The sequence below is a fragment of the Streptomyces sp. NPDC018947 genome (assembly GCF_044390505.1).
In the GTDB taxonomy this organism is placed as follows: Bacteria; Actinomycetota; Actinomycetes; order Streptomycetales; family Streptomycetaceae; genus Streptomyces.
Map to the genome: position 1 here is coordinate 55,296 of NZ_JBIRZD010000021.1, position 14,252 is coordinate 69,547.

Sequence of the window (14,252 nt, forward strand, 5' to 3'; positions counted from 1 at the left end):
TCTCGCCGTATGGGACAAGGGTGTCCGCATTTTGGATGAAGCTGGACTGTGTCCAGATCGCCGTGCCACGCTTCCGCCATGTCCGGAACTGGAATTGCCTTGGTGAGTCGGCGGCACGTCGACCTCGGCCGCATGTCCAGCGCCATCTGTCCGGCGCGCTGAGAGACCCCTCCAGCACCACCGGATTTCTGCATTCGCCTCCTCCTGCGCAATGAAGCGCACGCATGCCCATGCGCAGTATGCGCAGGTCAGAGCCGCATTCCGCCTGTATTGAAGGACGTGTCCACCATGGCCGCCACCCCGCCGAAGCCTGCCGCCACGACTCCCCGCCGCAAGGCGGGCCGTCACCGTGGCGAGGGTCAGTGGGCTATGGGTCACTTCACCCCGCTCAACGGAAACGAGCAGACCAAGAAGGACGACGACGGTCTCAACGTACGGACACGTATTGAGACGATCTACTCCAAGCGCGGGTTCGATTCGATCGACCCCGGTGACCTGCGCGGGCGGATGCGCTGGTGGGGGCTCTACACCCAGCGCCGGCAGGGCATCGACGGCGGCAAGACCGCGATCCTCGAGCCGGAGGAGCTGGACGACAGCTACTTCATGCTGCGCGTGCGCATCGACGGCGGCGCCCTGACCACCGCCCAGCTCCGCGTCATCGGGGAGATCTCGCAGGAGTTCGCGCGCGGCACGGCCGACATCACCGACCGTCAGAACATCCAGTACCACTGGATCCGCATCGAGGACGTGCCCGAGATCTGGAACCGCCTGGAGGGTGTCGGCCTGTCCACCGTCACCGCCTGCGGCGACACGCCCCGCGTGATGATCGGCTCCCCCGTCGCGGGCATCGCCGAGGACGAGATCATCGACGGCACGCCGGCGCTGGAGGAGATGAAGCGCCGGGTGCTGAACAACCCGGCGTACTCGAACCTGCCGCGCAAGTTCAAGACCGCGATCTCCGGCTCGCCGGTCCAGGACGTCGTCCACGAGATCAACGACGTCGCGTTCGTCGGGGTGCGCCACCCCGAGCACGGGCCGGGCTTCGACCTGTGGGTCGGCGGCGGCCTGTCCACCAACCCCAAGCTCGGTGTGCGCCTGGGCGCCTGGGTGCCGCTGGACGAGGTGGCGGACGTCTACGAGGGCGTCGTCTCGATCTTCCGCGACTACGGCTACCGGCGGCTGCGCAACCGCGCCCGTCTGAAGTTCCTGGTCGCCGACTGGGGCGCGGAGAAGTTCCGCCAGGTGCTGGAGGACGAGTACCTGAAGCGCAAGCTGACCGACGGCCCGGCGCCCGACGAGCCGGCGAGCCGCTGGCGCGACCACATCGGCGTGCACCGGCAGAAGGACGGACGCTTCTACGTCGGCTTCGCCCCGCGCGTCGGCCGTGTCGACGGCACCACCCTCACGAAGATCGCCGACCTGGCGGAGGCGCACGGCTCGGGCCGCGTGCGCACCACGGTCGAACAGAAGATGATCGTCCTCGACGTCGAGGAGGGGCAGGTCGACTCCCTCGTGGAGTCCCTGGAGGCGCTGGACCTCAGCGCCCGGCCGTCCACGTTCCGCCGCGGCACCATGGCCTGCACCGGCATCGAGTTCTGCAAGCTCGCCATCGTCGAGACCAAGGCGCGCGGAGCCTCGCTCATCGACGAACTGGAGCGCCGCCTCCCGGACTTCGACGAGCCCCTCACCATCAACCTCAACGGCTGCCCGAACGCCTGCGCCCGCATCCAGACCGCGGACATCGGTCTCAAGGGCCAGTTGGTCCTGGACGACCGGGGTGAGCAGGTGGAGGGCTACCAGGTGCACCTGGGCGGGGCACTCGGCCTCCAGCCGGGCTTCGGGCGCAAGGTGCGCGGACTGAAGGTGACCGCCGCCGAACTGCCCGACTACGTCGAGCGGGTGCTCAGGCGCTACCAGGCCGAGCGCGAGGACGGCGAGCGCTTCGCCACCTGGGCCGCCCGTGCCTCGGAGGAGGCGCTGTCATGAGCGAGCGCGCCGTGCCCTTCCACTGCCCCTACTGCGGCGACGAGGACCTGCGCCCCAACGAGCAGGGCCACGGGGCGTGGGAGTGCGCCGCGTGCAACCGCGCGTTCCAGTTGAAGTTCCTCGGGCTGATGGCCCGGGGTCTGCGGCCCGACTCCACCGGAGGGGAAGCGATATGACGGCCACTCGGGAAGAACGCACCGCCGAAGAGCTGAAGGAGCTGGCCGAGCGGGCGGGCCGCGAGCTGGAGGACGCCTCGGCACCGGAGATCCTCCGGTGGGCCGCGGACACCTTCGGCGAGCGCTTCTGCGTGACCTCCTCCATGGAGGACGCGGTCGTCGCCCACCTCGCCTCCCGCGCCCTGCCCGGCGTGGACGTGGTGTTCCTCGACACCGGCTACCACTTCCCCGAGACCATCGGCACCCGGGACGCGGTGGAGGCCGTGATGGACGTGAACGTCATCACGCTCACCCCACGCCAGAGCGTCGCCGAGCAGGACGCCGAGTACGGTCCGAGGCTGCACGACCGCGACCCCGACCTGTGCTGCGCGCTGCGCAAGGTGAAGCCGTTGGAAGAAGGCCTGAAGGGTTACCAGGCGTGGGCCACCGGGCTGCGCCGCGACGAGTCCGAGACCCGGGCGAACACCCCCGTGGTCGGCTGGGACGAGAAGCGGGGGAAGGTGAAGATCTCCCCCATCGCCCGCTGGTCGCAGGAGGACGTGGAGGCGTACGTCGCCGAGCACGGGGTCCTCACCAACCCGCTGCTGACGGACGGCTACGCCTCCGTGGGCTGCGCGCCCTGCACCCGCCGGGTGCTGGAGGGCGAGGACGCGCGCGCCGGCCGCTGGGCGGGCCGCTCCAAGACCGAGTGCGGACTGCACGGCTGACCATGACGACGACCACCGATCTCCAGGAGAACCACGTGACGACCGGAGCCACCGTCTGGCTCACGGGTCTGCCGAGCGCCGGCAAGACCACCATCGCGCACGAGCTGGCCGGCCGGCTGCGCGAGGAGGGCCACCGCGTCGAGGTCCTCGACGGCGACGAGATCCGCGAGTTCCTCTCCGCGGGCCTCGGCTTCAGCCGCGAGGACCGGCACACCAACGTGCAGCGCATCGGCTTCGTCGCCGAGCTGCTCGCCCGCAACGGCGTCACCGCGCTCGTCCCGGTGATCGCGCCGTACGCGGACAGCCGGGACGCCGTGCGCAAGCGCCACGAGGCGAACGGCACCCCGTACGTGGAGGTGCACGTCGCCACGCCCGTCGAGGTGTGCTCGGTGCGCGACGTGAAGGGCCTGTACGCCAAGCAGGCCGCGGGTGAGCTGACGGGGCTCACCGGGGTCGACGACCCGTACGAGGAACCCGTCACGCCCGACCTGCGCATCGAGTCGCAGGACCAGACCGTTCAGGAGTCCGCCGCGGCGGTCCACGCCCTGCTCACCGGAAGGGGACTGGCATGACGACGACCGCGGCCACCGTGGCGGAGGGGACGGACAGCCCGTACGCCCTCTCCCACCTCGACGCCCTCGAGTCCGAGGCGGTGCACATCTTCCGCGAGGTGGCGGGCGAGTTCGAGCGGCCGGTGATCCTGTTCTCCGGCGGCAAGGACTCGATCCTCATGCTGCACCTGGCGCTGAAGGCGTTCGCTCCCGCGGCCGTGCCCTTCTCCCTGCTGCACGTCGACACCGGGCACAACTTCCCCGAGGTGCTGGACTACCGCGACCGTACGGTCGAGCGGCACGGGCTGCGGCTGCACGTCGCCTCCGTGCAGGACTACATCGACCGGGGAGTGCTCAAGGAGCGCGCGGACGGCACCCGCAACCCGCTCCAGACGCTGCCGCTGACGGAGAAGATCCAGAGCGAGAGGTTCGACGCCGTCTTCGGCGGCGGCCGGCGCGACGAGGAGAAGGCCCGCGCCAAGGAGCGCGTGTTCTCGCTGCGCGACGAGTTCTCCCAGTGGGACCCGCGCCGCCAGCGCCCCGAGCTGTGGAACCTGTACAACGGCCGGCACGCTCCCGGCGAGCACGTGCGGGTCTTCCCGCTGTCCAACTGGACCGAGCTGGACGTGTGGCAGTACATCGCCCGCGAGAACATCGAGCTGCCCGAGATCTACTACGCCCACGAGCGCGAGGTCTTCGCCCGCTCCGGCATGTGGCTGACCGCCGGCGAGTGGGGCGGCCCGAAGGACGGCGAGTCGGTGGAGAAGCGGCGGGTCCGCTACCGCACCGTCGGCGACATGTCCTGCACCGGCGCGGTCGACTCCGACGCCGACACCATCGAGAAGGTGATCGCCGAGATCGCCGCCTCCCGGCTCACCGAGCGCGGCGCGACGCGTGCCGACGACAAGCTCTCCGAGGCCGCGATGGAAGACCGCAAGCGCGAGGGGTACTTCTAGACATGACCAGCACCACCGAGCCCGCCGAGCCCCTGTCGGCCGCCCAGCTCTCGGAGACCACCCTGCTGCGGTTCGCCACCGCCGGGTCCGTCGACGACGGCAAGTCCACCCTCGTCGGCCGTCTGCTGCACGACTCCAAGTCGGTCCTCGTGGACCAGCTCGAGGCCGTGGAGCGCGCCTCCGCGAGCCGCGGCCAGGAGGCCCCGGACCTCGCGCTGCTCACCGACGGCCTGCGCGCCGAGCGCGAGCAGGGCATCACCATCGACGTGGCCTACCGCTACTTCGCCACGCCCCGGCGCCGGTTCATCCTGGCCGACACGCCGGGCCATGTGCAGTACACCCGCAACATGGTCACCGGCGCCTCCACCGCCGAGCTGACGGTGATCCTGGTCGACGCCCGCAACGGCGTGGTCGAGCAGACCCGCCGGCACGCCGCGATCGCCGCGCTGCTGCGGGTGCCGCACGTGGTGCTCGCCGTCAACAAGATGGACCTGGTCGGCTACGAGGAGTCCGTGTTCGCCGCCATCGCCGAGGAGTTCACGGCGTACGCGACGGAGCTGGGCGTCCCCGAGGTCACCGCCATCCCGATCTCGGCGCTCGCCGGCGACAACGTGGTGGAGCCGTCGGCGGTCATGGACTGGTACGGCGGCCCGACCGTCCTCCAGCACCTGGAGACCGTCCCGGTCAGCCACGACCTGGCGCACTGCCACGCCCGGCTGCCCGTGCAGTACGTGATCCGGCCGCAGACCGCCGAGCACCCCGACTACCGGGGTTACGCGGGCCAGATCGCCGCCGGCACCTTCCGCGTCGGCGACGAGGTCACGGTGCTGCCGTCGGGCCGCACCTCGAAGGTGTCCGGCATCGACCTGCTGGGCGTGCCGGTCGACGCCGCCTGGACACCGCAGTCGGTGACGCTGCTGCTGGAGGACGACATCGACGTCTCCCGCGGCGACCTGATCGTGCCCAGCAAGGATGCCCCGGCCACCACCCAGGACGTGGAGGCCACCGTCTGCCACGTCGCCGACGCCCCGCTCACCGTCGGCCACCGGGTGCTGCTCAAGCACGGCACCCGCACGGTCAAGGCGATCGTCAAGGACATCCCGGCCCGGCTCACGCTGGACGACCTGTCGCTGCACCCGCACCCCGGGCAGCTCGTCGCCAACGACATCGGCCGGGTGAAGATCCGTACCGCCGAGCCGCTGCCCGCCGACTCCTACGCCGACTCCCGGCGCACGGGTTCGTTCATCCTGATCGACCCCGCCGACGGCACCACGCTGACCGCCGGGATGGCCGGCGAGTCGTTCGCCGCCCCGGAGCCGGTGAAGGACGCGGCCGACGACGACGGGTGGGACTTCTGAGCATGACGTCCCCCGATTTCTTCTCCATGTTCGCCAAGGAGGGCGGCCGCGTCGGCAGCGGCGCCCTCGGCAGCGGGCAGGGCGGAGTGGCGCGATGTGCGCGCTGACGTACGCGCACCGCTCGCGCGCCCTCACCCCCCACCCGCACAGCCGAAGACCTGCCGACCTCCCGGCCACGCCCTGACATCTCGGACGAACCGACAGGCGTGAGACCGGGCCAACGAGAGGAACACCTCCCGTGCCTGCCACCACCGCCCTGCGACGCACGCTCGCGGTCATAGCCGCCCTGCCGCTCCTGACCCTCGCCGCCTGCGGGTACGGCTCCGAGGCGAAGGACGACGACACCGCCGAGGTCGCCGCGGGCGCCGAGAAGATCGACGGGCTCGACTCGATCCGGATCGGCTACTTCGGGAACATCACCCACGCCACCCCCCTGGTCGGCAACCAGAAGGGCTTCTTCCAGAAGGAACTGGGCGCCACCGAGGCCAAGTACGCGACCTTCAACGCGGGCCCCTCGGAGATCGAGGCGCTGAACTCCGGCTCCATCGACATCGGCTGGATCGGCCCCTCCCCCGCGATCAACGGCTACACCAAGTCGGGCGGCAAGAACCTGCGCATCGTCGGCGGTTCGGCCTCCGGCGGGGTGAAGCTGGTGGTGAACCCCGAGAAGATCAAGTCCCTGAAGGACGTCAAGGGCAAGCGCATCGCCACCCCGCAGCTCGGCAACACGCAGGACGTGGCGTTCCTCAACTGGATCGCCGAGCAGGGCTGGAAGGTCGACGCGCAGAGCGGCAAGGGCGACGTCACCGTCGTGCGCAGCGACAACAAGGTGACCCCGGACGCCTACAAGGCGGGGGACCTGGACGGCGCGTGGGTGCCGGAGCCGACCGCGTCGAAGCTGGTCGCCCAGGGCGGCAAGGTGCTGCTCGACGAGTCGACGCTGTGGCCGGACGACAAGTTCGTGATCACGAACATCATCGTGTCGCAGAAGTTCCTCGAGGAGCACCCGAAGGCCGTCGAGGCCGTCCTGAAGGCCTCCGTCGACACCAACGCGTGGATCAAGGCCAACCCGGACGAGGCCAAGGCCGCGGCCAACAGGCAGCTCGAGAAGGACACCGGCAAGGCCCTGCCGGCGGACGTCCTGGACCCGGCGTGGGCGTCCATCCAGCTCACCGACGACCCGCTGGCCGCCACCCTCGACGCCCAGGCCGCGCACGCGGTGAAGGCGGGCCTGCTGGAGAAGCCCGACCTCCGGGGCATCTACGACCTCACGCTGCTCAACAAGGTCCTCGCGGCCAAGGGCGCACCCGCGGTCGACGACGCCGGCCTCGGCGCCAAGTAAGCCCGATCCGACCACTCCCAGGAGGTGACGACCATGGCCACGACCCTCGCCAAGGCCGCCGACGGCACCGAGGCGGCCACGCACGCCGCCCGGATCGAGCACGTCTCGAAGTCGTTCGCGGGACCCGCCGGACAGCAGCTCGTGCTGGACGACATCACGCTCGATGTCGCGCCCGGCGAGTTCGTCACCCTCCTGGGGGCCTCCGGCTGCGGCAAGTCCACGCTGCTGAACCTGGTGGCGGGCCTGGACCGGCCCAGCGCCGGCGCCATCACCACGGACGGGCGGCCGGCCCTGATGTTCCAGGAACACGCCCTGTTCCCGTGGCTGACCGCGGGCAAGAACATCGAACTCGCCCTGAAACTGCGCGGTGTGCCGAAGTCGGAGCGCCGCGACAAGGCCGAGGAACTGCTCGAACTCGTGCGGCTGAAGGGCGCGCACGGCAAGCGGGTGCACGAGCTGTCGGGCGGCATGCGCCAGCGCGTCGCCATGGCCCGTGCCCTCGCGCAGGAGAGCAGACTGCTGCTGATGGACGAGCCGTTCGCGGCGCTGGACGCCATCACGCGGGACGTGCTGCACGACGAGCTGACCCGGATCTGGCGGGAGACGAAGCTGTCGGTGCTGTTCGTCACGCACAACGTGCGCGAGGCCGTGCGGCTGGCCGAGCGCGTGGTGCTGCTCTCCTCCCGTCCCGGGCGCGTCGCCCGCGAGTGGACGGTGGGCATCGAGCATCCGCGCCGCATCGAGGACTCCGCCGTGGCGGAACTGTCCGTCGAGATCACCGAAGAACTGCGTGGGGAGATCCGCCGCCATGGCCAGCACTGACACGACCCGCCCCGTCAAGGACGCGGGCACGGGCGACGGCGGCGACCTCGCCGGCCTGGAGGCGGGTCTCGACGCGCTGGAGTCGGTGCCGCAGGGACGCACGCCGCTGCGGCAGACGTTCGTGGAGAAGATCCTGCCGCCGACCGTGGCGGTGCTGCTGGTCCTGGCCGTCTGGCAGGGGCTGGTGTCGTTCGGGATCGTCGACGACCCCACCAAGCTGCCCGCCCCGGCCGACGTGTGGCACGTGGTCGAGCGGGCCTGGCTCCGGGGCGAGCTGCTCGGCTACATCTGGACCAGCGTCTCGCGCGGCCTGCTCGGCTTCTGCCTCGCGCTGCTGATCGGCACCCCGCTCGGGCTGCTGGTGGCACGGGTGAAGTTCGTGCGGGCAGCCATCGGCCCGATCCTGTCCGGCCTGCAGTCGCTGCCGTCGGTGGCCTGGGTGCCGCCCGCCGTGATCTGGCTGGGCCTGAACAACTCGATGATGTACGCCGTGATCCTGCTGGGTGCGGTGCCGTCCATCGCCAACGGCCTGGTCTCGGGCGTGGACCAGGTGTCCCCGCTGTTCCTGCGCGCGGGCCGCACGCTGGGCGCGACGGGACTGAAGGGCACCTGGCACATCGTGCTGCCGGCCGCGCTGCCCGGCTACGTGGCGGGGCTGAAGCAGGGCTGGGCGTTCTCCTGGCGGTCCCTGATGGCCGCGGAGATCATCGCGTCCTTCCCCGACCTCGGCGTGGGACTCGGCCAGTTGCTGGAGAACGGCCGCAACGCCAGCGACATGGCCATGGTCTTCGAGGCCATCCTGCTCATCCTGATCGTCGGCATCGCCATCGACCTGCTGATCTTCAGCCCGCTGGAGCGGTGGGTGCTGCGCAGCCGCGGTCTGCTGGTGAGGAACTGAGGAACGCCATGCACCGTCCCGTCCGTCCGGTCCTCCTGGTCGTCGCCCACGGCAGCCGCGATCCGCGGCACGCCGCGAACGTGCACGCCCTGGTCCGCCGGGTCAGGGCGCTGTGCCCGGACGTACGGGTGGAGACCGGCTTCCTGGACTTCAACGTCCCCTCGGTGCAGGGGGTCCTGGAGTCCCTGGCGACGGAGGGCGTGCGGGACGTGGTGGCGCTGCCGCTGCTGCTGACCCGCGCCTTCCACGCCAAGGCGGACATCCCGGCGGTGCTCGCGGACGCGCCGGCGCGCCTGAGGATCCGGCAGGCCAAGGTGCTCGGCCCCTCGCCGCTGCTGCTGTCGGCGCTGGAGCGGCGCCTGTACGAGGCGGGCCTGACGCCCGCCGACAAGTCCTCGACCGGGGTCGTCCTGGCCTCGGCGGGGTCCTCCGACCCGGAGGCGATCGCAGTGATCGCAGCAATCGCGCGGGAGTGGCGGCACACCGGTTGGTGCGCCGTGCGGCCTGCGTTCGCCTCCGCATCCCTTCCCCGCACCGAGGAGGCGGTCCGCGAGCTGCGCGCCCTCGGCTGCGCACGCGTCGCCGTCGCCCCGTACGTACTGGCCCCCGGCTTCCTGCCGGACCGCATCGCACGGGGCGCGGCGCGGGCGGACGTGCTCGCGGACGTCCTGGGCCCGGCCCCGGAGGTGGCCCGGCTGCTGCTGGAACGCTACGACGCGGCTCGTACGGCGTCGCGGGCGCCGGTGGCGGTGGGGGCCTGACCGGGCGCACCGGCCCGGCGCTCCCGTCTCATGAGGCGGGAGCGGTCAGCTCCACCAGCTTGACGACGGTGTTCCAGTTGCGGCTGGTGGCGATCACGCCCTTGTTCACCCGGGGCCGGGAGAGGGCCTCGGCGAGCTTGGAGCGGCCGAGGCCCTCCGGCGCGTACAGGTACAGCGCGCGGTCGCCGAGCCGGAACTCCTCGGGGAGGAAGGCGGACGGGTCGACCGACGCGAAGCGCTCCTCGCCGACCGGCGCGGAGAAGTAGGTGACGTGGAGCTGCTTCGCCTCGAGTTCGGCCGCGGGGAAGGGGCAGTTCTCGACGATCGCCCTGAGATAGGCGTGGTCGCGCACGATCACGTCCACGGTGAAGCCGAAGCGCTTCTCGACAGCCGCCTCGATCTCGGCTGCCAGGGACTCCTCGTCGCCGTGGGAGGCGGTGAACACGGCCTGCCCGCTCTGGAGGTGCGTGCGGACCGCTTCGTGGCCGAGGCCCTCCAGCAGCGCGCGCAGTTCGGCCATCGGTACCTTCTTGGCGCCGCCCACGTTGATCCCGCGCAGCAGCGCCGCGTACGTCGTCGTCATGGCCACACCATAGAGCGGCCGTCGTGCCCCGTGGGGGTGGGCACGACGGCCGTGTCCGCACCGGGCGGACGCGCGCCACTCTCTCCGATGCACGGGGTGCTGTTCAACCGCTACACGCGGCTGTGACTCAGGCAACAAGCCCCGAGAAGACCTGCGGCGCGCCGCCGGCACCCTGATCGGCGCCCCCGAGAGACCCCGTTAGGTGTAAGGGGCCGACGTCCTCCCCAGCGGTGATGCCGGGCATCCGACGGGATGAGCCGGGCCCGTCCCCATGTCACCGGTCAGCACGACGAGGCGCGTTTATCGGGCCCATACCTTCGTAAGGAAGGTGGCGGCAGGGGGCCGGCACCGCGGACTAGGGAGCGGGCCCGTCATGGGGAACGGAGACACACGGGTGCGGGGGTTGGCCGCCCGGGCCGGCGGCTGGAGCGCCCGGCACCGATGGGCCGCCGTCGGGATCTGGGTACTGTTCGTCGTCCTGGCGATGGGGCTCGGCTCGGCGGCGGGCCGGGTCGACGTCAAGGACAGCGACCAGATGGGCGGCGAGACGCACACCGCCGCCCGGATCATCGAGGACGCCGGGATCGACGAACCGGCCGGTGAGACCGTCCTGATCCAGGCCGGGGACGGCGGACCCACCGCGACGGACGCCGAGTTCCGCGCCGCCGTCGCCGCGGTCGTCGAGGCGGTGGAGGGCACCGGGAAGGTCACGGGCGTGACCTCGCCCTACGACACGGGGACGATCTCGAAGGACGGCCGCAGCGCGCTGGTGCAGTTCGACATGCGCGGCGAGGCGGACACCGCGGGCGAGCGGGTCGAGCCGGTCCTGAAGGCCGTGGAGGGCGTCCAGAAGGAGCACGGGTCGCTGCGGATCGAGGAGATCGGCGCCGCCAGCATGATGAAGACGTTCGACGACGCGTTCGGCGACGACTTCAAGAAGGCCGAGTACTCCGCGGTGCCGGTGGCCCTCGGCATCCTGCTCGTCGCGTTCGGCGCGCTGGTGGCCGCGCTGGTCCCGGTGGCGCTCGCGATCACCGCGATCATGGCGACGATGGGTCTGATGGGCCTCGTCAGCCACTTCCAGCCGATGAGCGACACCGCCAACTCCGTGATGCTGCTGGTCGGTCTGGCCGTCGGCGTCGACTACTGCCTGTTCTACCTGCGCCGCGAGCGCGAGGAGCGGGCCGCCGGCCGGGACGCGCAGACCGCGCTGCGGATCGCCGCCGCGACCAGCGGCCGGGCGATCGTGGTCTCCGGTGTCACGGTGTGCGTGGCGATGGCGGGCATGCTGTTCACCGGTATCGCCGAGTTCGAGGCGATGGGCCTGGCCTCGCTGATGGTGGTCGCGGTCGCCATGGTCGGCTCGGTGACGGTGCTGCCTGCGCTGCTGTCGCTGCTGGGCGAGCGGGTGGAGAAGGGCAGGGTGCCGTTCCTGGGCCGGCGGCGCAGGAGCGGCGGCGCGGAGGGCAGCCGGTTCTGGACGGCGGTGCTGCGGCGGGTGCTCGCGCGCCCGGTGGTCGCCGCCGCGGTGGCGGCCGGCGCCCTGCTGGCGGTCGCCGCTCCCGCGGTCGGGATGAAGACGCAGAACCTCACCCTGGACCAGGAGTTCGGCGACTCGCTGCCCATCGTGCAGACGTACAACCGGGTCAACGAGGCGTTCCCGGGCGGTTCCGACCCGGCCGAGGTGGTCGTGAGGGCGGACGACATCAACGCGCCGGAGGTGCGGGCGGCGCTCGCCGAGTTCCGCGAGCGGGCGATCGCTTCGGGTGCCTCGCGCGGCCCGGTGGAGATCACGACGCACGACGAGCAGAACGTCGCCCTCGTCCACGTACCCCTGGTCGGCGGCTCGGACCAGGACAAGGCGGGCGAGAGCCTGGACAAGCTGCGCGACGAGGTGCGGCCCGCGACGCTGGGCAAGGTCGACGGCGTCGAGGCCCCGATCACCGGTCAGGTGGCCGGCAACAAGGACTTCAACGACCGGCTCGTCGGATCGGTCCTGCCGGTCTTCGCCTTCGTGGTGGCCTTCGCCTTCCTGTTGATGCTGCTGTCGTTCCGCTCCCTGACCGTCGCGGCCACCTCCATCGTGCTGAACCTGCTGTCGGTGGGCGCGGCGTACGGCATCCTCGTGGCCGTCTTCCAGCACGGCTGGGGTGCGTCCGTGGTGGGCGCGGAGGGGGTCGGCGCGATCGTCACCTGGCTGCCGCTGTTCCTCTTCGTGATCCTGTTCGGCCTGTCGATGGACTACCACGTGTTCGTGGTCTCGCGGATCCGTGAGGCGCGGCTGCGCGGGCGGACGACGCGGGACGCCATCCAGCACGGTGTGGTCACCACGGCCGGTGTGGTCACCAGCGCCGCGGTCATCATGGTCGCCGTGTTCGCCATCTTCGGCACCCTGTCCATGCAGTCGATGAAGCAGATGGGCGTGGGCCTGGCGGCGGCGGTGCTGATCGACGCGACGATCATCCGGGGCGTGCTGCTGCCGGCGGTGATGGCGCTGCTCGGCGAGCGGAACTGGTACCTGCCCAAGTGGCTGCACCGGCTGCCCGACCTCACCCACGACGAGGCTCCCGAGGCTCCGGCTCCGACGGCCCGGGACGTCGAGGGCGAGCGGGTCGGGGTCTAGGCCCCGGCGCCGGGACCGGCGTCCCGGCAGTGGTGAGGCCCGTCGGTGCGGGGGCACCGGCGGGCCCTTCGGGGTCTAGGCCCCGGCGCCGGGACCGGCGTCCCGGCGGTGGTGAGGCCCGTCGGTGCGGGGGCACCGGCGGGCCCTTCGGTGTGCCGCTCGCCCGGTCAGGCCCTGGCGGCCGCCAGCTCGGCCTCGATCAGGTCGGCGGCCTGCCGGGTGCCGCCCTCGCCGGCCATCCCTTCCCGGATCTCCGACAGCCGCCGGGCCACCTCCGGGTCGTCGACGAGGGCGAGGGCCGCGGTGCGCAGCGCCTCGGCGGTGGCCTCCTCGGCGGGCAGGTGCCGGGCCACACCGAGCCCCTGGAGCATGTCCGCGTTGGCGAACTGGTCGACTGCCTGCGGTACGGCGATCATGGGCGTGGCCGTGGCCAGGCCCTCCTGGCTGCCGCCGGCGCCCGCGTGGGTGACGAACAGGTCGGCCTGCTGGAGCACCGCCAACTGCGGCACCCAGGAGCGCACTTCCACACTCTCCGGTACGTCGCCCAGTTCGGCGGGGTCGACGTGCCGGCCGATCTGGAGCACCACGTGCCAGCCGGGCAGGTCGCCGAAGGCCTTGACGCACTCCTGGTAGAACGCGGGCTGCTTGGTGAACGAGGACCCGAGGGAGACCAGCACCACCTTCCCGGCCCCCTCGGGGCGCTTCCACTCCCCCTCCTGGCTCCGGTCGCCCTGGCAGGCGCCGACGAAGGTGTACGTGGTCGTGTCGACGCGGTCGGCGTTGGGCTGCAGCGCCCGGGGGATCAGCACCAGGGAGCGGTCGGGGCGGCCCGCGAAGTGGTCGGGGTGCAGGGTGATCCCGTTCTCCTCCAGCCAGGCGTGGAAGCGGGCGTAGTAGGCCCGGCCGCGCTCGGTCCGCTTCGGCTCCTCCCACATCGGTTCGGCGACCTCCTGCTCGTACCCCTCCCAGGCGACCATGCACGGGGACAGGGAGATGACGGGGACGTTCCAGCGGTGGCCGAGGACGCGGGCCGGGTAGGAGGCGATGTCGTGCAGGACGAGGTCCGGTTCGTCCCCCTCATAGGCGTCGACGAGCTGCGGGAGCGCCTGGATCGCGTCGTTCAGGAACGGTTCAACGTTGTCCAGCAGCGTGGTCCCCCACTCCTCCGGGTCGGCGTCGGGGCCGGGCAGCGTGGAGTTCCACGGCTTCGGCTCGGCCCCCGTCGCGGCGACCTTCTCGGCGAAGGCGGGCGGGATCGCGTACGTCACCCGGTGCCCTCGCGCGACGAGTTCGCGGATCACCTCCAGGCTGGGATTGACGTGGCCGTGCGCGGCGACGGAGAACATGGCGATGTGAGCGGGACTGGTCATGGCCCGACCCTAGGCGAGACGATACGTCTCGTACAACTGGTTTCTCCTCGTGCCGTCGGCTCCTCGTGCGGCAGCAGCCACCGATGGGGCGGCACCCTCCCCGACGAGCACGCGGCGTC

Annotated in this window: 14 protein-coding genes; 12 read left to right on the top strand and 2 right to left on the bottom strand. The window is 71.5% G+C overall.

From position 1 onward, the window contains the following. Nucleotides 1-78: 78 nt before the first annotated feature. The 11 genes from ACH499_RS31190 to ACH499_RS31240 all read left to right on the top strand — a co-directional run bounded on the left by ACH499_RS31190 (nucleotide 79) and on the right by ACH499_RS31240 (nucleotide 9,557). Complete coding sequence (locus tag ACH499_RS31190) at nucleotides 79-162, top strand: putative leader peptide (protein WP_310591794.1); 84 nt, start codon at nucleotides 79-81, stop codon at nucleotides 160-162. Nucleotides 163-288: 126 nt separating this feature from the next. Further along, complete coding sequence (gene sirA, locus ACH499_RS31195; RefSeq protein ID WP_356202332.1) at nucleotides 289-1,986, top strand: sulfite reductase SirA; 1,698 nt, start codon at nucleotides 289-291, stop codon at nucleotides 1,984-1,986. Continuing rightward, complete coding sequence (locus tag ACH499_RS31200; protein WP_356202333.1) at nucleotides 1,983-2,162, top strand: hypothetical protein; 180 nt, start codon at nucleotides 1,983-1,985, stop codon at nucleotides 2,160-2,162. Before sirA ends, ACH499_RS31200 begins: the two co-directional genes overlap by 4 nt. Further along, nucleotides 2,159-2,869: a phosphoadenylyl-sulfate reductase gene (locus ACH499_RS31205; protein ID WP_356202335.1), complete on the top strand. Its 711-nt coding sequence runs from the start codon at nucleotides 2,159-2,161 to the stop codon at nucleotides 2,867-2,869. Before ACH499_RS31200 ends, ACH499_RS31205 begins: the two co-directional genes overlap by 4 nt. A gap of 2 nt (nucleotides 2,870-2,871) precedes the next feature. Further along, nucleotides 2,872-3,441: an adenylyl-sulfate kinase gene (cysC, locus tag ACH499_RS31210; protein ID WP_356202337.1), complete on the top strand. Its 570-nt coding sequence runs from the start codon at nucleotides 2,872-2,874 to the stop codon at nucleotides 3,439-3,441. Then, a complete protein-coding gene (cysD, locus tag ACH499_RS31215) occupies nucleotides 3,438-4,376 on the top strand; it encodes a sulfate adenylyltransferase subunit CysD (RefSeq protein ID WP_356202338.1) in 939 nt (312 codons plus the stop codon). The genes cysC and cysD overlap by 4 nt, the downstream gene beginning before the upstream one ends. 2 nt (nucleotides 4,377-4,378) lie before the next feature. Beyond that, nucleotides 4,379-5,734 carry a sulfate adenylyltransferase subunit 1 gene (locus tag ACH499_RS31220; RefSeq protein ID WP_399020079.1) on the top strand — a complete coding sequence of 452 codons (1,356 nt, stop codon included), beginning with the start codon at nucleotides 4,379-4,381 and terminating at the stop codon, nucleotides 5,732-5,734. Nucleotides 5,735-5,972: 238 nt separating this feature from the next. Next, on the top strand, nucleotides 5,973-7,076 hold the full coding sequence (locus ACH499_RS31225) for an aliphatic sulfonate ABC transporter substrate-binding protein (protein WP_399020081.1): 1,104 nt from the start codon (nucleotides 5,973-5,975) through the stop codon (nucleotides 7,074-7,076). Between the two features lie 33 nt (nucleotides 7,077-7,109). Continuing rightward, on the top strand, nucleotides 7,110-7,898 hold the full coding sequence (locus tag ACH499_RS31230; RefSeq protein ID WP_356202343.1) for an ABC transporter ATP-binding protein: 789 nt from the start codon (nucleotides 7,110-7,112) through the stop codon (nucleotides 7,896-7,898). Further along, nucleotides 7,885-8,796 (top strand): ABC transporter permease, encoded by a 912-nt coding sequence (locus tag ACH499_RS31235; RefSeq protein WP_356202345.1) that lies wholly within the window; start codon nucleotides 7,885-7,887, stop codon nucleotides 8,794-8,796. The genes ACH499_RS31230 and ACH499_RS31235 overlap by 14 nt, the downstream gene beginning before the upstream one ends. 8 nt (nucleotides 8,797-8,804) lie before the next feature. After that, nucleotides 8,805-9,557 (top strand): sirohydrochlorin chelatase, encoded by a 753-nt coding sequence (locus ACH499_RS31240; RefSeq protein ID WP_399020084.1) that lies wholly within the window; start codon nucleotides 8,805-8,807, stop codon nucleotides 9,555-9,557. A gap of 28 nt (nucleotides 9,558-9,585) precedes the next feature. On the opposite strand, the gene ACH499_RS31245 is transcribed toward ACH499_RS31240, so the two are convergent. Continuing rightward, entirely contained in the window at nucleotides 9,586-10,140 is a 555-nt protein-coding gene (locus tag ACH499_RS31245; protein ID WP_399020086.1) for a DUF1697 domain-containing protein, read from the bottom strand. A gap of 373 nt (nucleotides 10,141-10,513) precedes the next feature. On the opposite strand from ACH499_RS31245, the gene ACH499_RS31250 reads away from it, so the two are divergent. Continuing rightward, nucleotides 10,514-12,763: an MMPL family transporter gene (locus ACH499_RS31250; protein ID WP_399020089.1), complete on the top strand. Its 2,250-nt coding sequence runs from the start codon at nucleotides 10,514-10,516 to the stop codon at nucleotides 12,761-12,763. Nucleotides 12,764-12,930: 167 nt separating this feature from the next. Here the strand turns inward: ACH499_RS31250 and ACH499_RS31255 are convergent, their stop codons facing one another. Beyond that, nucleotides 12,931-14,133: a glycosyltransferase gene (locus ACH499_RS31255; protein WP_399020091.1), complete on the bottom strand. Its 1,203-nt coding sequence runs from the start codon at nucleotides 14,131-14,133 to the stop codon at nucleotides 12,931-12,933. Nucleotides 14,134-14,252 lie beyond the last annotated feature (119 nt).

Bases quoted from the DNA above. Each gene is read 5' to 3' on its own strand.
- ACH499_RS31255 (WP_399020091.1), bottom strand. From the start codon at position 14,133: ATGACCAGTCCCGCTCACATCGCCATGTTCTCCGTCGCCGCGCACGGC.
- ACH499_RS31220 (WP_399020079.1), top strand. From the start codon at position 4,379: ATGACCAGCACCACCGAGCCCGCCGAGCCCCTGTCGGCCGCCCAGCTC.
- sirA (WP_356202332.1), top strand. From the start codon at position 289: ATGGCCGCCACCCCGCCGAAGCCTGCCGCCACGACTCCCCGCCGCAAG.
- ACH499_RS31190 (WP_310591794.1), top strand. From the start codon at position 79: ATGTCCGGAACTGGAATTGCCTTGGTGAGTCGGCGGCACGTCGACCTC.
- cysC (WP_356202337.1), top strand. From the start codon at position 2,872: ATGACGACGACCACCGATCTCCAGGAGAACCACGTGACGACCGGAGCC.
- ACH499_RS31200 (WP_356202333.1), top strand. From the start codon at position 1,983: ATGAGCGAGCGCGCCGTGCCCTTCCACTGCCCCTACTGCGGCGACGAG.
- ACH499_RS31240 (WP_399020084.1), top strand. From the start codon at position 8,805: ATGCACCGTCCCGTCCGTCCGGTCCTCCTGGTCGTCGCCCACGGCAGC.
- ACH499_RS31205 (WP_356202335.1), top strand. From the start codon at position 2,159: ATGACGGCCACTCGGGAAGAACGCACCGCCGAAGAGCTGAAGGAGCTG.
- ACH499_RS31245 (WP_399020086.1), bottom strand. From the start codon at position 10,140: ATGACGACGACGTACGCGGCGCTGCTGCGCGGGATCAACGTGGGCGGC.
- ACH499_RS31235 (WP_356202345.1), top strand. From the start codon at position 7,885: ATGGCCAGCACTGACACGACCCGCCCCGTCAAGGACGCGGGCACGGGC.
- ACH499_RS31250 (WP_399020089.1), top strand. From the start codon at position 10,514: ATGGGGAACGGAGACACACGGGTGCGGGGGTTGGCCGCCCGGGCCGGC.
- cysD (WP_356202338.1), top strand. From the start codon at position 3,438: ATGACGACGACCGCGGCCACCGTGGCGGAGGGGACGGACAGCCCGTAC.
- ACH499_RS31230 (WP_356202343.1), top strand. From the start codon at position 7,110: ATGGCCACGACCCTCGCCAAGGCCGCCGACGGCACCGAGGCGGCCACG.